This window comes from Collimonas sp. (assembly GCF_035566375.1).
Classification (GTDB): domain Bacteria; phylum Pseudomonadota; class Gammaproteobacteria; order Burkholderiales; family Burkholderiaceae_D; genus Collimonas.
This window is the reverse complement of the sequence record NZ_DATMRK010000055.1, coordinates 61,662-82,573: the sequence shown is the minus strand read 5'-3', so window position 1 is coordinate 82,573 and position 20,912 is coordinate 61,662. Positions and strand designations below refer to the sequence as shown.

Genomic DNA, 20,912 nt, shown 5'->3' with positions numbered 1-20,912 from the left:
GAGACCGTAGTATTGCTTGATCGCGGTAGTATTGGCCAAGTGCAGCGAGTAACCAGTGTCAATCAAACCATCAACAAGCCAATACCAGTTATAAGTCGACTCCACGACAACACCAGATAATTCCGCTCGGTATGGCCTCAGCGCCGTACAAATTTCAGTCAAATTATTGGGCAAACGCCTGGAATATAGGACCCGATCGTCGTCATCGTTGATGACGACGAAACAATTGTTTGAATGAAGGTCTATCCTGCAAAATAACATGCCGTTCTCCTTTATAAAGTTGGGTTCGCACCATGACTTTATCGCTCGGCGTTCGCGAGGGAGGACGGCTAGATGATTATCAATTTTGGATGCAAATTAACACTTCTCCTTCATACGTGTCCATGTGGGTTAACGTGGGCACGTACGCATGGAGTTCGTCAAAGAAGGGGTGACGAACTTCTCAAGCGCAAGGACGGCAGCAAAGTGACGATGCTGGCATGGCTACGCTAGTCGGCCGTCAAGCCAAATCTCGACACATGCTCGAACACATCGAGCGCCTCAAGGCTTGGCAGGCGCTTGACCTGCCCGCAGGCATCGAGCGACAAGTTCACCAGATCTACTACGCCTGCACGCAATGGCGCACACTGTCATCAATGGTGCGCGACTGGTTGTGCCACGCGAAGCAACGAGTATTGGGAGGCCGCCGACGAACTGGTTTCTGAATTCAAAGACTGGTCCCTGGCATTTGCGGTTTTTTCCCGCCAGTTGGAACCTTTGGTCGACTTATTCCCACAAGAAGGAGGTGCCGCCTGATAGCTTCGCCGACAGGTCGGAGTACGAGCAAGCGTACCAAGAAACCTCTCCAGAGCAAGAATGAGGGTCCGTACTTGCTGCCTTAGGCGGAGTTCTGGCTGGAGGCCTTCATCAGATTGGTTCGCAGGTTGACGATAGCTTTTTGCAGCACACGGAATTCCTCCGGCGCCAGGCCGGATGCCTTGGCCGTCACCTCGCGGAAGGCGAAGGCCTTTTCCCTTAGTTCCCTCCCCGTTTCAGTAAGCGACACGAGCACGCTGCGCTCGTCCTCGCTGTCGCGCTCCCGGCGCACATAGCCCATCGCTTCCAACCGCTTCAGCATAGGCGTCATCGTGCTCGGTTCCAGGAACAGCTTTTCGCTCAGCCCCTTGACGGTCTGGTTGTCCTCTTCCCAAAGGCAAATGATGGTGACGTATTGCGGGTAAGTGAGCCCGAGCTTTTCCAGCACAGGTTTATAGACGCGCGAATAAGCGAGGTTGGTCGAATAGACGGCAAAGCACATGAAGTCGCCGAGCCTGGCAATGTCTTTGCTGGGATTGGATTTATTGCTCATTTAATATCTTTCAAAATTTATTTATCGAAATAATGATTATCGTACTTGAAAATTGCGGCGAGCTCAGATATATTTATCTTCACAATAATTATGACGATAACTAATTATTGCTACTAGCCACATCGTATCGATTGCAACAAGAGCCCGAAAACCACCCGACCATTACTGGAGAAAGCAAATGCACCAATACATCAACAACCATCGCCGCCTCGTCCTTACCACTGTCGCGTTCGCCCTTGCCGGCGCTCAGTTCGCATTGCCAGGAACAGCCAAAGCACAATCCGCAAGCGCAGTGGCGAACGTGACTGCAACGGCAAACCACGGACTGGCTAGCTTCAAGTCCATCAAGCAGATCAACGCCGGTGACCTCAACGTCGGCTACGTTGACGAAGGCCCGGCCAACGGCCCGGTAGTCATCCTGCTGCACGGCTGGCCGTATGACATCAACAGCTTTATCGACGTCGTGCCCCTGCTGACCAGCGCCGGCTATCGCGTGATCGTGCCGCACCTGCGCGGCTACGGCACCACGCGTTTCCTCGACCCCAATGCAGTGCGCAACGGCCAGCCGGCGGCGCTTGCCTCCGACGTCGTCGCGCTGATGGATGCGCTGAAAATAGACAAGGCCGTCCTCGCCGGTTACGACTGGGGTGCTCGCACAGCCGATATCGTTGCTGCGCTGTGGCCGCAACGCGTCAAGGGCCTGGTTTCCGTCAGCGGGTATTTGATCGGCAGCCAGGAAGCCGGCAAGCAAGTCTTGCCGCCGAACGCCGAGCAGCAATGGTGGTACCAGTTTTACTTCGCTACTGAGCGAGGCCGCGCCGGCTACGAAAAGAACCGCCACGATTTCGCCAAGCTCATCTGGCAAACAGCGTCGCCGCAATGGCGCTTCGACGATGCCACTTTCGACCGCAGTGCCGCGAATCTGGAAAATCCGGACCATGTAGCAGTAACCATCCACAATTATCGCTGGCGCCTCGGCCTGGCAAATGGCGAAGCGAAATACAACGAACTGGAAGCACGGTTGGCGAAGTTCCCGTCCATTGCGGTGCCGGCCATCACCATGGAAGGCGATGCCAACGGTGCGCCTCACCCTGAGGCTGCGGCATACGCCAAGCGTTTCACCGGCAAGTATAAGCATGAGCTTGTCACCGGTGGCATCGGCCATAACCTGCCGCAAGAAGCACCACGCGCATTCGCGGATGCCGTGATCGAAGTCGATCATTTCTGATGATGATCGGGATGGCATCCTGCCTGCAGGTGCCAACGCTCAATGGCATTCACCCATTCATCCGCAGCATGTCATTGCAGTTTTGCATCATTCAATCACTTGAAAGGAAACATCATGAGCAAGATCGAAAAAGTTCTCTATACCGGTAGGACGCACACCACCGGCGGCCGCGACGGCGCCGCGCAAAGCGACGATGGCCGTCTCGACATCAAGTTGTCCCCTCCTGGCAGCCATGCAGCTGGTACCAACCCTGAGCAGCTCTTCGCCGCCGGCTGGTCGGCCTGCTTCATAGGCGCCATGGGGCGGGCCGCCAAGGACAAGAATCTCTCCCTGCCAGCCGGTACCGCCGTCGATGCCGAAGTCGACCTCGGCACTGGAAACGATGGCTTCCTCTTGCAGGCACGCCTCAAAGTAAATCTGCCCGGCCTGCCAGGCGATGCTGCACAAGACTTGATCGATGCCGCACATCAGATCTGCCCATACTCGAAAATGACTCGCGGCAACATCGAAGTGAGTGTCACCCTGGCCTGAGGCAATTTCGACCTATCCCAATAAGGAAACCAACATGACTGCCAAGAAACTATTGATCTCCATTGCCGCTTCCGCATCGTTTGCTGCCGTCCTGCCGCTGGCGCATGCCGAAGCGCCCATTACCTCGATCCAGGGCACGATCGCCAGGCCCACCGTAGTGCTGATCCACGGCGCCTTCGCCGATTCCAGTAGCTGGGATGGCGTGGCGAAGAAACTGACTGCTCATGGCTATCCTGTGCTGAGCGTCGCCAACCCGCTGCGCGGCATCGCCAATGATGCGCAATATGCAGCCAGCGTGATCGGTGCCGTCAAGGGACCGCTGGTTCTTGTCGGTCACTCCTACGGCGGCATGGTCATTTCCAAGGCTGCCGAAGGTAATCCCGAAGTAAAGGCGCTGGTCTATGTGGCCGCATTTGCGCCCGAGCAGGGCGAAACAGTCGCCGGCCTGGCAGGCAAATTCCCCGGCGGTACACTCGGCGATGCGCTTGCCGATCCTGTCACCTTAGCCGACGGCGGCAAGGATCTTTACATCAGACAGGACAAGTTCGCTCAGCAGTTTGCTGCAGACGTGCCGCCGCGACAGGCCGCGCTGATGGCCGCCGGCCAGCGTCCGGTGACTGTCGCTGCACTCAATGAGGCATCGAACGGTGCTGCCTGGAAGCAGCTGCCCTCTTATTTCGTGTATGGCACTGCCGACAAGAACATTCCTGTCGAGGCTTTGCGCTTTATGGCCAAGCGCGCCAGCGCGAAGGATGTCGTCGAAGTGAAAGGTGCTTCTCACGTACTCATGGTCTCCCGGCCGGATGTAGTGGCGAAGGTGATTGAAGAAGCCGCCGGCAACAAGTAGTTAATCCGTCACGATGCTCCTGCTTTGCTTGCGCTTTTTGGCGGTTTCAGGCAGTCAGGCAAAGGCAGGGAGTTTGACATGTTCGATCTTGAGGTGTTTCAGGAACTGATAGCCATCAGTCGTAACGTAAATGAAAAGGAATTTCTTATGCTGCTTTTCACCACCTCCCTGTTTCGAAAGCGCTTGCATCGCTGGTTCGTCCGCAGCGCTCTCATCGCACTCGGCCTTGGTGTTGCGATGTTCACGAACATCTCCGCCGCCGAGACAGGAGACAAAGCAATGAAATCGTACGGTAGCGATTTGCCGGTGCTTGGACATCTTCCTTCTCTCAGCGGCGCGTCGGCGTGGTTGAATTCGCCGCCGCTCGACTCCGCACAGTTACGCGGTAAGGTGGTGCTGGTCGATTTCTGGACATATTCCTGCATCAACTGCATCCGCACGCTTCCGCATGTGCGTGCCTGGGCAGAGAAATACCGCGATCGAGGTCTGGTCGTGATTGGCGTACACACACCTGAATTTGGTTTCGAAAAAGACACTGCGAATATCGGGAAGGCGATAGTGCGCTTCAAGATCGATTACCCGATTGCAGTCGACAGCGAACATCAAATCTGGAACGCATTCCATAACAACGCATGGCCGGTTTTTTACTTCGCCGATGCGCAGGGGCGAGTCAGGGCGCGCCTCGCCGGCGAAGGCAGCTACGAAAAGGCAGAGACGATCATCCAGTCGCTATTGGCCGAAGCTGGCAAGGCCGATGCCGCGGGCGCGCGAACGACACCACAAGCCAGCGCCGAGCAAGTAGCGCCCGATATCGCGCATCTGCGCTCCGGTGAAACTTACGTCGGTTACGAGCAAGCATCGAATTTCGCCTCGCACAGCGGATTGAAAAGAGATGCTGCCTACGACTACGTCATGAAGGTGCCGCATTTGAACGAGTGGAGTCTTGCAGGCAACTGGACCGTCGGCGCAGAACGTGCGAATCTGAACCGGGCCGGCGGTAGTGTTACGTACCGCTTCAACGCGCGCGACTTGCATCTGGTTCTTGGGCCTCGCGCGGACGGCAGACCAGTACGTTTTCAAGTCAAGATTGATGGTCATGCACCTCGCGCGGATCACGGCTCCGATACCGATGCGGAAGGCAACGGTATCGTCACCGAGTCACGCCTTTACCAACTTGTGCGCCAGTTTGGCAAGGTGAAGGAATCCACCTTCGAAATTCGTTTTCTCGATGCAGGCGTCGGCGCATTTGCCTTCACTTTTGGCTGATTGCACGGTTGACGCCGAAGACCCTCCTGGGGGATACCTTTGGTTGAACATTGGTTAAAGTCAATTACCGATATGGATCTTCGGTGTTACGGACATACCTACTCGCAGCTTCGCCGCCACAGGCTGGCCGGGATTGATGCGAATGCGTACAGGCAAGCGCTGGACGATCTTCGTGAAGTTGCCGGTAGTCTAGAAGAGGCCCAAATCGGATAAATTTACCGCCATCATGGATGTCAAGGCAGTGCACGTTTTAACTGCCGGGGAAAAACAGCAGCTGCTTTATTCGACACAAATACCAAAAATAAAATGTCCTGCGTGACCTGTCATCTTAAGTTTGGGTCAGCGCGACTTTGGAAGTCGCAAGGCATCGACAACAAGTGACAGCGCAGATGAGGAGCGGCGACTTGCATAGTAGAGGTGATATCCGGGGAAGGTGATCTCCCACTCATCGAGAGTCGTCACGAGCCTCCCTGCAGCGAGATGCTCACGGACCATGTCGTCCGGCAGCCACGCCAGCCCATTCCCCGGCTACTGCGGCATCGGCCATTAAGTCGCTCCGGTTAAACATGAGGCGGCCCTCGACGTTGGCGGTAGTAATTCGCTCGCCATGCTTGAATTCCCAGGCAAGCAAACCACCGTATGTCGGTAGGCGCAAACCGATACAGTCGTGCTCGCTCAGTTCCTGCGGCGTCTACGGCGGCGGATTGCGTTTGAAATAAGCAGGACTTCCTACGACAACCATGCGCATGTCCGGCGCAATGCGCAACGCAATCATGTTTTTGGCAACGTCGCCGCCAAGGCGAATGCCGATGTCGAAGCGCTCCGCCACGATATCGACAAATCGATTGTCACTGCTGATCTCGATCTTGATTTCGGGATAGTTTGGCAGCCACGGCAAAAGTCTCGGCCAAACGATTGACCGTACCGCGTGTTCGGTCGCAGTGATCCGAACAGTGCCAACGGGCCTGCCGCGCATGTTGCCGAGAACTGCCAACTCGGCTTCGATCTCGGCCAGCCGGGGCTCGACAATTCGGAACAACTGCTCGCCCGCCTCCGTGGGTGCAACGCTTCGCGTCGTGCGGTTGAGCAGTTTTAGATCAAGCCTATGCTCCAGCGATCGGACTGTTTGGCTGAGGGCGGACTGTGTAACGCCGATCTGAGCGGCTGAGGTAGGCAAAATACAGCCAATTCGTCGTTATTAGGAAGGCGTTCTGCGAAGCGCTCGGCATGAAATTTAGAGAAAAACAATGGGAATTTGTTAGAAGTTTTTTTAGGAAATGTGTAGTAATTCCCCGTGCTATAACCTTCACGTCTGTAGATTTGCGTACTGGATTGGCCAACTTTTGTGGCTGGCGATGATCCAGCAAGGTGGCTGAAAATACGCGCGGCACTCGGTGCCTCAAGTGAAACCATGGGTCAGCGTACATTGCAAAAATGGGGCGCAATTCCACACGCTCCATGTGATCTGCTTTTCCCTGCAGCGGAATTCTAATGCGTCTACATCCGGCGAGATTGGGAATAGTCATCCTGTACTAGGCAACACTACCGTTACGCCCCTAACGGGAGCGACGACTGCGCTGAGGCGGGAAAGCGGTAGTTTTGAAACGGTTTAGAGGATAATTCCGTGTTCTGCCGTTGGCTCGGAGACATCGCTCTTTTCGCCAAACATGTCCATAAGTTCGCGTTCGATCTTCCGGCAAATCTGTGCCATGGGTACGTCATTGGGATTTCCCTCGAACGGGTTCTCCGTGCTTTCGCCTACCTGCTCCAGCGCGAGGTACATCCACGAGATCATCGCACTGAATGGAATGACCAGCCAGATCAGATTACCATGCATGAAGCCTAAAACGCTGGCATTGAGCTTTTCGAACTCCGTAAGAATGCCAAAAGGCAGCAGCAGACAAAAGGTACGAACAAAGAGCTTATTGATGACCTCATATTGCCTGGGATATGGATGATCCTTGATACGCTCCGCCCGTCCTTGCAGCGCGAAGAAGCATCTGATCGTTCCGACTAACTCCATATAGAAGGCATTGCTGATCTCGCCGGTATCAAGGAAGCGCTTGATCATTTCTGCTTGCGTTCCCAGCAACCGACTTGGCTTGCTCACGGCTTGCGTAAGCGAGTCGAGCTCGGCCTGTGACAGGTAGCGCGCAAGTGCCTCGTTCAATGGAGTTTCCCACTCTGGAACACGGTAGTATTTCCGGTACTCTACGTTAGATGCCTTGCCTACGTTTTCCCAAATCGTTGGCGTCCTCAGTTGGTAGCGCAGTGCTGTCAGCCACGCGCAATGCCGGAGAATCAGTTCTCGGCCGCACGCCCGTTCTGCCGGAAAATCCCGACTCATTACACCCAGACTTCGGCTGCTATTCAGAATTTCAGTCCAGATCTGCTGAGCCTCCAAGGCCCTGCCGTAAGTCTGTACGTTCCTGAAACCCACGATAAATGATGTGGCCGTGCCAAGAAGCACCACAACCGAGACCGGGATCGATAGCCATTTCAGCCCGAGGAATTGATAGAGGACAACGGGCACCGAACCGCAGACGAGGGCGGCATAGAGTAGCCGTCTCGACCAGAACATAAATTCAAATATTGTGTACGATTTTCCCAGGTGCATGGCGCATCTCACAGTGACTTGATAGGACGCAGGGTCGAGGGCCTATTTTATCGGAACACCAGTTAGATCAATGTCACCAGCAATTCCACAAGTCCGGGCGCAGCGACTAGGTCGAAATAGTCGATATACGCCAACAAAGCGGATCCCCGGGCAAGCAGTTGGGCGACTCGAGTCGTGATGTGGGTCGTCAGATCTATGCCATCTCGGGGCGGAGGCCCTTAGAAGTGTCTGCAACCGGGCGGTGCGTGCGAATAGCGTCACGCCTAGGTCTTCTTCCAGTTTCTTGATTGCACGCGACGACGGCGACCGCTCGATTTGATAAAGTCATTTACCGATATGGATCTTCGGTGTTACGGACATACCTACTCGCAGCTTCGCCGCCACAGGCTGACCGGGATTGATGCGAATACGTACAGGTAAGCGCTGGACGATCTTCGTGAAGTTGCCAGTGGCATTGTGCGGCGCAACGGCAGAATAGCTGACTCCGCTGGCTGGTCCCAGGCTTTCCACCGTTCCTTTCAGCACTTCGCCCGGCAAGGCATCCACCTCGATATCCACGGCTTGACCCGTCTGTACGCGCGCTAGTTGCGTCTCCCGGAAGTTGGCCGTGATATAGACAGCATCGATCGGAACAATCGCCAGCAATGGTTTCCCGGCATTGACGAAAGCGCCGATGCGTATCGATTTCTGCCCAATCGTGCCGTCGATCGGTGCAGCGATGCGGGTATAGGAAAGCTTCAGTTCCGCGCCGGCTTGCGCGGCTTGCGCTTGGGCAAGAGCCGCCCGGCCTTTTTCCAGATCAGCTTTCAGAATGTCCACTTGCTGCTGGACAGCCTGTAGACCCGCTTGGTTCTTTTCCCGGCCGGCTAATTGAATGCTCAACTGCGCTTCAGCCTGTTGCAGCGCTTGCACAGTTCCCGAGCCGTCGGTGGCCAGGTTGTGATAACGCGTCTGATTTGCTCTGGCCAGCTTGAGCGCAGCGTCATCTGCGGCAACCGCCGCTTGTGCTTGGCGTATTGCGCTTTTTTGTTGAATCAGGTGCGCTTCCAGGCTAGCGATGCTGGCCTGGGCACCGGCAACCTGGGCCTTTGCCGCGTTCACGGCCACGACGAAATCACGGTCGTCAATGGTAGCGAGCAGTTCCCCTCTCTTTATCTGCTGGTTGTCTTCGATAAATACCTTGTCAACCGTTCCCGATACCTGCGGCGCTACCGTAGTGTAGTCGGCTTGTATGTAGGCATCATCTGTGGACTGCGTCGATGCGATGGATTCGGCGCGATTGAGATAGAGAACACCGCCGATCGCCACTGCGAGCAGCAGCACCGCACTGATGATTTTGGCTTTCTTTGGTAATGCCATGATGGGTTATCCGTGTGAGGAAGATGGAACAGAAGGAGGGGGTGAGGCAGCGCGCAAGTCGGGTGCCGGGATGTAGCTCAACAGCAGCACGAGAGGAATCAACAGGAGTGCCAGAATGCCCAGCACGCGATAGGCGTCGGCGACCGACAGCACCAGCGACTGCTGGCCGATGATGCTCATCAGCTGGGAAGGTTCCGGCGGAAGCGGGAGGGAATTACCTACCTGGGCAGCATGGTCCAGCAGCATTTCCGCATGGAAGCGGCTCCGCACGTTTATAAGCTGTCCGACCACCGCTGCGCCAAGCAGTGACCCGAAGGCGCGCAGCGTGTTGATGGTGCCGGACACGTAAGGTCCTTCGTCGGGCTGCACAACGCTGGTGCATAGGAACAGCATGGATACCACGGCCATCGGCTGGCCAAAGGCTTGCAGCGTTTGCGCCACGATAAACTGGTCGCGGTCCCAGTCGGAGGTCAATTGCGCGCCGGAAAAGCACGCCAGCGCAATCAGCAACAGCCCCGCCCCAAACACGATGCGCGCATCGACCCACTTTTGGTACAGCAGCAATGCCACCACAGACCCCAGGGCCAGTTGTGGCAAGGCGACGATCAGACCGATCGACGCCATCTGAAGCGGCCGGTAGTCTTGAAGAGGCCCAAGATAGCTGGCGGGCAGTAGCGAGCTGGACATCAGCACCACCAGCAGGAAGACAAACAGGGAGAAGCCCAGCCCCAGGTTCCGGCGTCCCAGCATCTGCAATTTGATGAACGGCGACGGGTGGTACCACTCGGTCAGCAGATAGACGGCCAGCAGGGCCACCCCGGCCACCAGCGATAGCGTGATCAAAGACGAATGGAACCAGTCCAGCCGTACGCCTTGATCCAGTGCGACGGTAATCAAGCCGAGCGCCGGTACACCGCAGACCATGCCGGACCAATTGGCCTGCCGGAAGCGTGCGGTCTGGATGGGCTCCCGCGCCAGCCCCCAACCTACCAACAATCCGGCGACGACGGCGAGGGGAGCGATTTGCCAGTACACCCAGCGCCAGTCGAGTAACCCATCTGTCCAGTATCCGGTCAGCCAGATGGAGAGATTGGGTGCGAAGGTAGCGGTCATCGCATACAACGCCAGTCCATGCAGTCGTATGGGCGGCGGCAGGAATTTCAGGGCCGCCATCATCAGCAATGGGATCATCGTGCCGCTGGCAATGCCTTGCAGAAAGCGCAAGATCAGCAACAGGCTCAGATCGTGGATGAAGGGCAGGATCACCGCCAGCAGCGTGCAGGTAGCAAGCATCCACAATTCGAAGCGGCGAACCGAGAGCGTAACGGCAAACCATGCCGAAAAAGGCATGGCAATGAATTCCCCGGCGCTGTACACCGTGGTAAGCCACGAGGCGTCATCGAGGCCAAAACCGAGTACGCCGCGTACATCTGCCAGCGCCAACGCGCCAACACGATTGTTCAACCCCGCCATCATGGCCGCCAGGAAAATGCCAACGAGTCCAGCCATGGGGTGTGTCGAGGGCGTGGTCAGGGACGCCGCTGTTGGCGACAATGCAGCGCTACTCATTGGCTGCCCTTTGACCGTGACGCGACCGGCAACACCATGGCAGCTCGCGGCGCGGTTTTGAGTGCATCCTGGTTCCAACCGCCGCCTAGCGACTTGTACAGGTTGACCAAGGTGAGCGTCGCGTTGGTTGCGCTCGCATTGAGACTGGTTTGGCTGGCAAGCAAGTTGCGCTGCGCAGTCAGTACGCTCAGATAGTCGGCAGCGCCTTCCTGATAGCCTCGCTCGGCAGCATGCAGTGCCTGGCTGTTCTGCTCATACGAAACCAGCAATTCACCGTGCTGGCGCTGTTGAGCGGCCCAGGCATCCAACGCATTGTCCACTTCATGCCAGGCTCGCAATACCGTTTGCCGATAAGCGAGGGCGGCCGATTTTTGCCGTGCTTCGTTCAGGGCCAGGCGCTGCGTCAACCGACCACCCTGGAAGACAGGAAGGTAAACCGTCGGGCCGACCGAAAAGAAGCGGGAGTCCCAACTAGCCAGATCGCCAATTTCGAAGGCTTCCACGCCGATTCGCCCTTGCAAGCCGATACGTGGGTAGAAATCAGCTTTGGCTACACCGATGGCTGCTGTGGCGGCATGGAGCTGTGCTTCAGCGCGCAGGATATCCGGCCGCCTATGAGCCAATTCAGAGGGGACGCCGACCGGCACGCTGGTCGGAAGCGAAGGCAAGGGCATGGTTTCACGCAGTTGCACATCGAGTGCGCGCGGTTTTTCCCCCAACAACAATGCAAGTGCATTCATCTGGGCGTTGCGATGCTGGATCAGTTCGGGAACCATGGCCTTGATCGTCGCCAACTGTGCGCGAGCGGACGAGGTGTCGAAGCGAGTAGCGACGCCGTTGCGCTCGCGGCTTTCGGTCAGCTTGAGGATGCGCTCGGCGACTGTCAGGTTCTGCTGGGCGATGTCCAATTGCGCCTGCGTTCCGCGCAACTGCAAATAGGTTCGAGCCACTTCGGCGGACAAGGCCACCTGTGCTGCTTCGCGGTCATACACCGTGGCTTCCAGGGCCGCTGCGGCGCCCTCGCGTGCGCGTCGCGCACGGCCCCACAGATCGATCTCCCAACTGGCATCGAATCCAAACTGCCAGAAATCGCTGGGGCTGGTCGGCGCTCCCAGTGCCGCGAACTTGCCGTGTTCGCTGAGCGCCTCGCGCGCGTAGCTGGCGCCAGCGCTGACGCTGGGCAACAACTGTGAGGAGGCAATACCCAATTGCGCCCGGCTCTGTTCAATGCGTTCGGACGCTATTTGCAGATCGAGGTTATCAGCCTGCGCGCGTAATTGCAGATCGGCTAATACCGCGTCGTTGAACAACATCCACCACTGGGAGGGAACGTTGGAATCGGAAGTCTGGGCGACGTTTGCGTAGTCCGCCCTGGGCGCCAGCGTCACTTCGCGAAGCCCGTTCTCTGGCTTCACAAAGTCGGGGCCAACCGCACAGCCAGCCAGCGAGACTGCGCATAGCGTCGCGCTTGCGCACCGCTGTAGTTGTGACAGCACAGGTTGTGAGGTCATTGCAGCATCCTGTTGAAGGAGGGGAGATTGACAGGCGCAGCAGGGTTCAGTCGTCCGGCCAGCCACAGCGCGACATTGCTGACGTATCGGTGCACCGAACGCAGTGCGTGAGGAGTTGTCGCCAGACTGTTTCCGGGCGTCTCGCTCACGAAATCGGCGCCGCTCAAGCCTGCCAGGAAATCGCGCAGCAAAGAGAAACGGCCGATATGCCAGTCATTGTCGGTGCTTACGATGGTGGTCTGCAAAAGGATTTTGATGGGGTTATTCATGGCTGCGTGCTTACGATGTGTAATGAATGGCGGGGTACGGGCCAGAGAGCCGCGCTACCGGATCGAGGACCGTACCAAGCGAAACGGGCGCGAACCCACAGCAAAGGTGATCACGGCATCAGCCGCAGGTCCCGGCGGGTTATCCATTGCCGTTTCAAAGTGGCCGCCCAAACGATTGCCGGCGGGATCCTCCAAAGTGCCACGGACGACCAGCTGGTACTGGCCGGCCCGCCATGGCACGCTCGGGGTGAACGTCCAAACCCTTTCGCCGTCTTTCAGCTGGGCGCGCCCATCGACCCTGCGGTTGCGACTGTCCGCAATTGCCAGGTAGTCGGCGTCCCGGCCATCGATGGGTCCATCCAGCGCCACGACGAGGGCTTGCTTCGACGCGACGCTGATCGGCGACAGCTTCCACGCTGACGGGACCGGGCCATCCTCACGCGCGGCCCCAACGATCCACCGCTGGATAGGGCGTCCATCAAGCGCAAGAGCGACCTCGTCCCCAAGCGCCAGGATCGGTCCCATTTCTTCTCGCGCATTCAGGCCGGTCTTGACGCGTCCGGGATGCATCATGACAGTCAAAATCCTGCCGTTCGGGGACCAAAGCTCCTGCTGAAGAAACGGTTCCCGGATCGGCCTGCCGTCGGCGCGCACCAAGGCGATCCTGGGCAGCACCGGGCCTTCGACCGGCTCCGCAAACTCGATGGAGATGCGAAGCAGGTTCGCCGGAACTTCGGGAGCCGACGGCCGAACCAGCACCACGTGTGGCGCAGGTTGCGCGGCAGCAGTCCCACTGAGCACAAGCGCCAGCGCTGCAGCGGCGAATAATCGACCGGGATGCATGAACTACTCCGATGCCTTGATGAATTCCGGGAAGCCCTCTTCCTTCAGCAATGTGTCCTGCAGTGGCTTGACGTACTGCAATTGAAACGCGTTGTCCTTAAAGCTGTGTTCCGGGAATGCGTACTCCGAGATGTGGTCGGTCAGCCGGAAGCTTAAGCCTTTTCCCATGGACACCAATTCCAGTGAGTCCTTCTCGAGTCGCCTACGCACGAAGACGAATGACTTATCGTCAAGGTTGTCGAGTCGCAGCGTACCAACAAGCGGGGCCTGCATCACGTCCAGGCCAGCGATCTGCCCGTACGGCACGATCGTCTCGATGCCTGGCCGGGCTCCTGCGGCCTCAAGTTGAGAGACTGGGATGACGTTCGATACACGGTTAAAATTCACCAACAAAAGAAAATCTTCAGCTTTACCCTGATCGGTCTTCGTGTACGCGATCATGTCGGCGGGTGTGTTGCCGTAGCCTAGTTCGGCGACGGTCTTGCCGCGGATGTGGGCGCCATCCTTCAGGTCGTCGAGCGGGATGATTACGAGGGGGGTGCAGGTATAAGCGGCCACGAGGTAGGTCTTGCCGCCCCAAGTCGCGAAGCTCATCGCCCGAATTGGCGCCCGGGTTTCGATCAGGTTGTGACCGGTATGGTAGATTTCCACCGAGGTAATTGACTGCTGCGATCCGAACGGATATTTGACCCGCCGCAGGGTCGACGCGAAATCCTGGTTGGACAAGCCGGCGACGAAGAGCTCTCCATCGCGCCACTTCATGTCGGTGACGGTGAAACTGCGCTCGGGCGTTTCCCTCCAGAACTGGTAGTCCGTTGTGGGTGCGTCGCGAAGCGCTATCGATGTCGACGCCGCCGCCTTCAGGTCGACGCGCCGGGCTTTCTTGTCGCTGGTCACCACGATAAGCGCCGGCGTTTTCGTACGGCCGTAACTAACCGCAACGTACACCTCCGCCGTACCCGGTCGGACGACCATATCCTCGACAGTAACCTTGGCGCCGCCAACCTGCCTGGAAAGACGTTCCTCGAGGTCGAGCACATTGAATACCGTTCCGGCCGGCTTTTGCGGCGCCGCAGGAAGCTTGATCGCGTGGACACGCGCCTCTTTCCAGTCGGCGACGAAAAGGATGTTGTCGGGCCCTGCAGCGAGGCGAGAGATGGATTTCACGTCCGCCGCGGAAGCACTGGCGGAAGCAAGCAACAAACAAGATATGACAATGAGAGGAATGCGCATGAACAGCTCCTATTTAACAGATGAAAAACCAAACTCCAGGCAAACGGGGCTAATTGACCCTGCCTTACTGCGCTGACATTCGTCGTCTTCGTTGCGGCGGGTGACCAGACGCCCGGCTGCTTTTACTTCACCGGTATCAATACTGGCTTTTTCTTTTCTTTTACAAGGAAAACAAGAAATTTTGCGGGCATGGTGGCGCTCGCATTCCGACCGACCGTATGGATGTCCTCAGGGCCTTCGTAGAACGTCTGGCCAGGCGTAAGCGTCTGTTCCTTCCCTCCTTTTACTCCCATCACGACGGAACCCTCCAAGACGTAGATGAACCCATGCGCATCGTGGCGATGGACTGGGTCGACGGCGCCCGGCGGGTATTCAACCAGGAGCATGAGTCCCTCTTTGCCGGGGAGGTTATTGAATGACTTCTCGAGCAGCGGTGTAACTGCAGCATCCCCAGCAGCGGTCGCGTGCTGAGTAGCGATCACACCTGCCATGGTGCAAGCCACGGCGATTAGTTTCTTAATATCAAGCATGGTGTTTCTCCGTTTGCTGGCTACCGGCAGGCCGGAATGAGGAATCCCAAGCGAGACTGCGCATAGTGTTGCGCTTGCATCCCGCTTTAGCTGTGCGCTAACGTCTGGTCAGGACAGGCCGGACTTGTCTACGCCGAATGCTTTGTCGTATGTGCCGGGTACGAGCCGGAAGCCCACGTTGATGCGATTCCAGGCATTGATCGACATCACCAGAAAGGTCAGATCGGACAATTCCTTCTCGGACAGTTGCGTGCGAACATGCTCATAGACGTCATCAGGCACGCCTTGGGCAGGAATCTGGGTCAGGATTTCGGTCCACGCCAAGGCAGCGCGTTCACGCGGACTGAACAGCGTTGACTCGCGCCAGATAGCGACATGATGCAGCCTGAGCGGCCGTTCGCCGTGTATCGCAGCTTCCTTGACGTGCATGTCCACGCAGAAGGCGCAGCCGTTGATCTGCGATGCCCTGATATCCACGAGATCGCGGACCGACTCCTCGATCGCGGAATTCTTGAAGGCAAGGCTGAACTCGACGAACTTCTTGAATAGCTCGGGGGATTGCTTCTGGTAATCGATGCGTTGGGTCATGATGGCTCCTCAATGTGATAAGAACGTAGATTAATGATTGGTTTGCTCATCCTTGCGCCAATGACCGGCTGAGCCAGTTGTGGAAACGGGTCGGGCCGATATGCGGGTTGTCGCCGGCGACCAGAGATCGATCATTCAACTCGCTGCCGAAATAGCGTGCATGCACGTCGGCGATTACCTGCCTCTTGTCGTTGCGCGCGGCAAGAAACTTGCGCCCAAGTTCGTCGAGAGGGAAGCAATCAGGTCCGGCCACCTCGACGATGCCATTCACCGGAACCCCGACCGCGAGATCGGCCAGTACAGCCGCGACGTCATCCGCTGCGATGGGCTGAATAAGGGCGGGCGACAGGCGAATCGTGTTGCCGTCGGCGCCCGCGTTGACAATGCCTTCGACGAACTCGAAGAACTGCGTCGAGCGCAAGATGGTGTAGGGAATCTTCGACGCCTTGATCAGCTCTTCCTGGGCGACTTTTGCCCGAAAGAAACCGCATTCCGGAAGGCGATCGGTGCCAACGATAGAGAGCGCGAGGTGGTGCTCCACGCCGGCGTCAGCTTCGGCAGCAAGAAGATTTCGACCGGAGGTTTCGAAGAATTCCAATACGGCTCGGTCCTCAAATGACGGGGAGTTTGCCACGTCGACGACGACCTGAGCACCCGCAAGTGCTTCAGCCAATCCCTTCCCGGTGATGGTGTTCACGCCCGTACCAGGCGATGCCGCCACAATCTCATGACCATTGAGACGTAGTCTGTTTACAATGTTCGACCCGATAAGGCCGCTACCGCCAATAACGACTATTTTCATGTTTCGCTCCTCGGTTTAGTGTCGATCATCTTCATTGCGGGGATCGATGGATTCAGTCTGCGCGCCAGCCGGGCGGAATGCTTTGCCAATACCTTGGGTTTCCATTGAATTTTGCTTGGATATTTGTCCACGAAGCGGTGTCGTTACGGCTGATCTGCGCATCATTTCCAAGAGCCGTGGCGCATTTCCAAATGACGTGACGATGCTCAAGCTGTATTATTTAAGATTGCGCAACATCGGCAAGATATGAGTGATGCAGGGCGATACCGGGCGATGCCGATTCAGAACTGGAAGGCCGTGCTGAACCGGTTCACCATCCTGTTCAATGAGCATATGCAGCGGCATTAAACGATTTCCCGATGACACAAAATCGCGGACACCCTCTGACCACGTCACGTTCCCGGCGCATGAGCACGGGGCAAGGAACCCTGAATGCTACTAGTGTTTGACGACTGCGTACTCGACCTGGACCGGCGGGAACTCCTGCGGGCGTCCCGGGTCATTGCAACCGCGCCTCAAGTCTTCGACCTGCTGGCCTACCTGGCGGAGAGCCGCGAGCGCGTCGTCAGCAAGGACGACCTGATTAATACGATATGGGCCGGCCGAATCGTCTCGGAGTCGACCTTGGCCAGCCACATTAACGCGGTGCGCAAGGCGGTCGGCGACAGCGGTCAGCAGCAGAGCGTGATTCGAACGGTTGCCCGCAAAGGATTCCGGTTCGTCGCCGATATCAGGAAAGTAAAGTCATTGGATGGCGTTGAACTTTCTGGCACCGAGTCGGCCGCATCCAATCAAGTCTCTGCATCTGCGCCAGCCCTGCCTGCCAAACCGTCCGTTGCTGTTTTGCCGTTCGTGAACTTGAGCGGAGACCAGGAGCAAGACTACCTGGCTGACGGCGTGGTAGAAGACATCATCGCGGCGTTATCGCAGTATCGCTGGCTGTTCGTCGTCGCGCGTAATTCGAGCTTTACCTACAAGGCCCGAATAGTGGACGTGAAACAGGTCGGCCGTGAGCTGGGTGTTCGCTATGTGCTGGAGGGCAGCTGGCGCAAGGCAAAAAATCGTGTGCGCATCACGGTTCAGCTGATCGATGCGACAACCGGGGCAAATCACTGGGCGGGCCGTTTCGAAGGCGTGCTTGGAGACATCTTCGAACTGCAAGACCAGATTACCACGAGCGTGGTCGGCGCGATCGCTCCTGAGCTCGAGCGGGCGGAGATCGAACGTGCGAGGCATAAGCCAACCGAAAACCTCGACGCCTACGATTACTATCTGCGCGGAATGGCCAAATTGCATCAGGGCACCAGGGAGACCATCGACCAGGCGCTGCCGCTCTTCCACAAGGCAATGGAGATCGATCCGGATTTTGCGTCGGCCTATGCGATGGCGGCATGGTGTCATTGCATGCGAAAGATCAATCGCTGGATGACCGATCGCCCACGGGAAATGGCGGAGGGCGTCCGACTGGCTCGCCGCGCCGTGGAGTTGGACAAGAGCGATGCGGTGGCCCTCACCAGAAGCGGCCATGCGCTTGGCCATCTTGCCGGCGACCTCTCGGGCGGCATTGCATTGCTGGACAAGGCACTCGTGCTCAATCCGAACCTCGCAGGAGCCTGGTTCCTCGGCGCATTCCTCAGAATCTTGCACGGCGAAACCGATACAGCCATCGAGCAGCTTGCGTGCGCCATGCGTTTGAGTCCCCTCGACCCGGAACTGTACAGAATGCAAACCGGAATGGCGCTCGCACATCTCTTCATGGGAAACTTTGAGGTTGCGTCGTCATGGGCAGAGAAAGCGTTACGGGATTTGCCGAGTTTTCTGCCGGTGGTCGCCATCCTCGCGGCGAGCCATGCGCTTGCCGGACGGATGGCCGAAGCGCAGCGTGCGATGGATAATTTGCGCCAGCTCGACTCCACGTTGCGCCTCTCCAATATTGCAGATTGGCTACCGATCCGCCGGCCCGAGAATCTCGCCACATTGGTGGACGGTCTACGCAGAGCGGGGCTGCCGGAATAAAGGAGCGCCGCAAGGCCGATCGTGAAGGCATTCTTTGGGGGGTGACCAAGCACTTCCCGAAAGAATTAGACAATTGTATGCGTGATAAAAATGGCGAAATCCGCAAAAAGGTGGACGACACCCAAGTAGGAACATCACGCAAGCAATATGGAGACAATTTCGCGAAAGGGTATGGGTTCCGCTATTGATGTAGCTGACCCGTTCCTGCCCCTTGATCTGGGTTTTGAATATAAATCCGGTCGCCTTGTCATCCGGGCTAGCGATCTCTATCTCGCAATCCACACCATAGTCTTCTTGGTCTTACACCCATAAACCGCGCCTATAAAAGGTTCGACAGACTATGCGATCCGTTTTGACTTAGATCTGAAATTTGAGCAAATGAAGAGCAATTCCACAAAATCATCTATTGACGCTAAATTCGAACTTCTTCATGGGACACCAAATATGCCGACAATGACCGTCACTGGCGAATTCCCTCAAGCTGCTCTCGACGCGCTCCTGGCTTGGGACAAAAAGATAACCAAATTGGTGAAGGTAATGCTTGCTATGCCAGTCGGCCCGGCCAACGGTCAGGCCGGCAGGGTTTCTTACTGTCGGGGGCCGTCATGAACAATGTGACATTGGCAGGGGTTGACCTGGGTAAGCTTCATACCCAGCAAGCTCACCAAAGGCGTGCAGAAAAACCTTGCCACCTATCACTATTGACAGCTGCCAGCTGGGTAAATATAGGATTAACATTCGTGACGATCTGTACCGAACTGCGATAGAGAACATCGGTCCTGCAGCATATCTGTCGCGCCTGCAAAGCAGCTGCTTTAGGCGCGACAGGCAGTCTCAAAAAAAGCCTCTGGCGTGAAATCAGGCGCCTCGGCGTATCCGTAGCGATCACAACTCTGTCACTTTGGCTAGGATCACACATGCCCTTAGTACTCAATGCCCGAAACAACGGCACCTACGGCGGAAACCTGATCAACCAAAAGTATAAGCCGCTTGACAATCCTGCTCTTGCCCCCCCCGACCATGCCTATTACCGGCAATTGTTTTCCGCGCGCCAGGGCCTGTTGACAGGCATCAATGCCTATCCGCCGAACACCCTTAATTTCTATGGAAATTTACCGGTTCCGGCCATTGCCGTGGCGCCGCTGGTGGTGGTCTCCAGCAATCGCGCCAACTGGATGCAGGCGATACTGCAAAATGCCGCCAACCATGGCCCCTTTACCGGTTATCTGGACGCCACCTCGTTTCACTCGGACGTAGTGCCGTGGTATGCACCGCTGCGGTCCGGCCGGCCGGTATATATTGTGGTCCACTGGTCAGAGTACGACTACTACGAAGCACGCGTTGGCGGCGGCGCATTTCCCAATGTAACTGTGGTCGGCTACAAATTCACCGCGACCGCGCCGGCACTGGATATCGTTGGCTTCGGCGCCAGCCGTTACGCTGCGCTGCAGTTGATGATAAACCAGGGCTATCATCAGGCATGGACGGTGGATGACAACGTCGTCAATGTCAACGGTTTCCCCAATACTTTGGACGTGGTGGAAGCCTTCATGCCGCTGGGGGGCGGCGCTCCTATCTGGGGTATCGGGTTCACCGGTGCCACCGTGAATACCGGTGCGGCTACCCTCTACGCCCCAGGAACGCTGACTTTCGCTGCCGTTCCGCCTGCCTTCGGCACTACCGTCTCCGGCCTGCTACAGCAAGTCGTGCTATGGAATCTTGATCAGCTGCGCGCCGCCAATATCAACTTTAGCCCGTTGTTTGTCGCATCCAACGAGGATGTCAGCCTGAGCAGCTATCTGCAGTTCAATCATCTGGACCAACGCATCATCACCGCCTGCAGCATCGTGAAATATGAGCCTGCCAATGATCCATGGACCAACCGTGGCGCCTCATTGGAAATTCCAAGACGGCGCAATCGCCTGCTGGGACTGCTTGACGGCATCGAAGGAGAAATTCCATTTCTGCCTGTCGGCGGCGGCGCACAGGTGACGCTGCAAACCTACATCCGGCAAACGGTGCTGCCGAATTCACTCAATAACGACCAAGCCATCGCCCAGCGGACCCAGTCATGCGCCATAGAGCAATTCATGGCGGAAGCGATCAAGCAGGGCTGGTATCCCGCTGCCCCGCTTAATCCGTTTAATCCGTTCAATGGTGCGCCGGTGATCGGCTTGTTGCTGCCGGCTGCCCTTTAATTGCTGCCCTTTAATTGCTGCCCTTTAATTGCTGCCCCATAACTGCTGCCCTATAACTGCTGCCCTTATCCACGCTCCACGCTGATTGTCTACAGTCTCTCCATTTTTATAGGTGGATTTGCCATGGATCTGAATACACTAACAGGCGCATCGTCTG

20 protein-coding genes and 2 pseudogenes are annotated in these 20,912 nt (G+C 57.1%); 7 read left to right on the top strand and 15 right to left on the bottom strand.

The window, feature by feature from the left end; genetic code table 11:
* Positions 1–479 precede the first annotated feature (479 nt).
* A complete protein-coding gene (locus VNZ60_RS25210) occupies positions 480–704 on the top strand; it encodes a hypothetical protein (RefSeq protein WP_349255814.1) in 225 nt (74 codons plus the stop codon).
* 173 nt (positions 705–877) lie between these two features.
* On the opposite strand, the gene VNZ60_RS18540 is transcribed toward VNZ60_RS25210, so the two are convergent.
* Positions 878–1,348, bottom strand: coding sequence for a MarR family winged helix-turn-helix transcriptional regulator (locus tag VNZ60_RS18540; RefSeq protein ID WP_325661730.1), 471 nt, complete (start codon positions 1,346–1,348; stop codon positions 878–880).
* A gap of 178 nt (positions 1,349–1,526) precedes the next feature.
* Between VNZ60_RS18540 and VNZ60_RS18535 the strand changes: the two genes are divergently transcribed.
* From VNZ60_RS18535 to VNZ60_RS18520, 4 genes are all read left to right on the top strand, one after another.
* Positions 1,527–2,576: an alpha/beta fold hydrolase gene (locus VNZ60_RS18535; RefSeq protein WP_325661728.1), complete on the top strand. Its 1,050-nt coding sequence runs from the start codon at positions 1,527–1,529 to the stop codon at positions 2,574–2,576.
* 114 nt (positions 2,577–2,690) lie between these two features.
* A complete protein-coding gene (locus VNZ60_RS18530; protein WP_325661726.1) occupies positions 2,691–3,107 on the top strand; it encodes an organic hydroperoxide resistance protein in 417 nt (138 codons plus the stop codon).
* A 34-nt stretch (positions 3,108–3,141) separates the two neighbouring features.
* Positions 3,142–3,954, top strand: coding sequence for an alpha/beta fold hydrolase (locus VNZ60_RS18525; protein WP_325661724.1), 813 nt, complete (start codon positions 3,142–3,144; stop codon positions 3,952–3,954).
* 78 nt (positions 3,955–4,032) lie between these two features.
* Positions 4,033–5,220 (top strand): thioredoxin family protein, encoded by a 1,188-nt coding sequence (locus tag VNZ60_RS18520; protein WP_325661722.1) that lies wholly within the window; start codon positions 4,033–4,035, stop codon positions 5,218–5,220.
* Positions 5,221–5,280: 60 nt separating this feature from the next.
* Here the strand turns inward: VNZ60_RS18520 and VNZ60_RS18515 are convergent.
* From VNZ60_RS18515 to VNZ60_RS18455, 13 genes and pseudogenes are all read right to left on the bottom strand, one after another.
* A pseudogene (locus tag VNZ60_RS18515) lies at positions 5,281–5,406 on the bottom strand (HlyD family secretion protein); the annotation flags it as partial.
* A gap of 153 nt (positions 5,407–5,559) precedes the next feature.
* Positions 5,560–5,736 (bottom strand): LysR substrate-binding domain-containing protein, encoded by a 177-nt coding sequence (locus VNZ60_RS25280; RefSeq protein WP_414648901.1) that lies wholly within the window; start codon positions 5,734–5,736, stop codon positions 5,560–5,562.
* Between the two features lie 175 nt (positions 5,737–5,911).
* A complete protein-coding gene (locus VNZ60_RS18510) occupies positions 5,912–6,397 on the bottom strand; it encodes a LysR family transcriptional regulator (RefSeq protein WP_325661720.1) in 486 nt (161 codons plus the stop codon).
* A gap of 432 nt (positions 6,398–6,829) precedes the next feature.
* Entirely contained in the window at positions 6,830–7,837 is a 1,008-nt protein-coding gene (locus VNZ60_RS18505; protein ID WP_325661718.1) for a bestrophin family protein, read from the bottom strand.
* A gap of 324 nt (positions 7,838–8,161) precedes the next feature.
* Positions 8,162–9,196: an HlyD family secretion protein gene (locus tag VNZ60_RS18495; RefSeq protein ID WP_325661716.1), complete on the bottom strand. Its 1,035-nt coding sequence runs from the start codon at positions 9,194–9,196 to the stop codon at positions 8,162–8,164.
* A gap of 6 nt (positions 9,197–9,202) precedes the next feature.
* Positions 9,203–10,705 carry an MFS transporter gene (locus VNZ60_RS18490; protein WP_325661714.1) on the bottom strand — a complete coding sequence of 501 codons (1,503 nt, stop codon included), beginning with the start codon at positions 10,703–10,705 and terminating at the stop codon, positions 9,203–9,205.
* Between the two features lie 56 nt (positions 10,706–10,761).
* Entirely contained in the window at positions 10,762–12,276 is a 1,515-nt protein-coding gene (locus tag VNZ60_RS18485; protein ID WP_325661712.1) for an efflux transporter outer membrane subunit, read from the bottom strand.
* The gene (locus tag VNZ60_RS18480) at positions 12,273–12,545 is read right to left on the bottom strand and encodes a hypothetical protein (protein ID WP_325661710.1); all 273 of its coding nucleotides are present in this window, start codon (positions 12,543–12,545) and stop codon (positions 12,273–12,275) included. Before VNZ60_RS18480 ends, VNZ60_RS18485 begins: the two co-directional genes overlap by 4 nt.
* Before the next feature lie 54 nt (positions 12,546–12,599).
* Positions 12,600–13,388 carry an Ig-like domain-containing protein gene (locus tag VNZ60_RS18475; protein WP_325661708.1) on the bottom strand — a complete coding sequence of 263 codons (789 nt, stop codon included), beginning with the start codon at positions 13,386–13,388 and terminating at the stop codon, positions 12,600–12,602.
* 3 nt (positions 13,389–13,391) lie between these two features.
* The gene (locus VNZ60_RS18470) at positions 13,392–14,621 is read right to left on the bottom strand and encodes a hypothetical protein (protein ID WP_325661706.1); all 1,230 of its coding nucleotides are present in this window, start codon (positions 14,619–14,621) and stop codon (positions 13,392–13,394) included.
* 122 nt (positions 14,622–14,743) lie between these two features.
* Positions 14,744–15,151 (bottom strand): cupin domain-containing protein, encoded by a 408-nt coding sequence (locus VNZ60_RS18465; RefSeq protein ID WP_414648896.1) that lies wholly within the window; start codon positions 15,149–15,151, stop codon positions 14,744–14,746.
* 108 nt (positions 15,152–15,259) lie between these two features.
* A complete protein-coding gene (locus VNZ60_RS18460) occupies positions 15,260–15,739 on the bottom strand; it encodes a carboxymuconolactone decarboxylase family protein (protein WP_325661705.1) in 480 nt (159 codons plus the stop codon).
* Positions 15,740–15,785: 46 nt separating this feature from the next.
* Positions 15,786–16,541, bottom strand: a complete 756-nt coding sequence (locus VNZ60_RS18455; protein WP_325661703.1) for an SDR family oxidoreductase — start codon at positions 16,539–16,541, stop codon at positions 15,786–15,788.
* A gap of 432 nt (positions 16,542–16,973) precedes the next feature.
* On the opposite strand from VNZ60_RS18455, the gene VNZ60_RS18450 reads away from it, so the two are divergent.
* Positions 16,974–18,557 carry a winged helix-turn-helix domain-containing tetratricopeptide repeat protein gene (locus VNZ60_RS18450; protein ID WP_325661701.1) on the top strand — a complete coding sequence of 528 codons (1,584 nt, stop codon included), beginning with the start codon at positions 16,974–16,976 and terminating at the stop codon, positions 18,555–18,557.
* Here VNZ60_RS18450 and VNZ60_RS25275 read toward each other — a convergent pair.
* Positions 18,531–18,842: pseudogene (locus VNZ60_RS25275) on the bottom strand (hypothetical protein); the annotation flags it as partial. The gene VNZ60_RS18450 and the pseudogene VNZ60_RS25275 overlap by 27 nt on opposite strands.
* A 632-nt stretch (positions 18,843–19,474) precedes the next feature.
* On the opposite strand from VNZ60_RS25275, the gene VNZ60_RS18445 reads away from it, so the two are divergent.
* On the top strand, positions 19,475–20,755 hold the full coding sequence (locus VNZ60_RS18445; protein ID WP_325661699.1) for a hypothetical protein: 1,281 nt from the start codon (positions 19,475–19,477) through the stop codon (positions 20,753–20,755).
* Positions 20,756–20,912 lie beyond the last annotated feature (157 nt).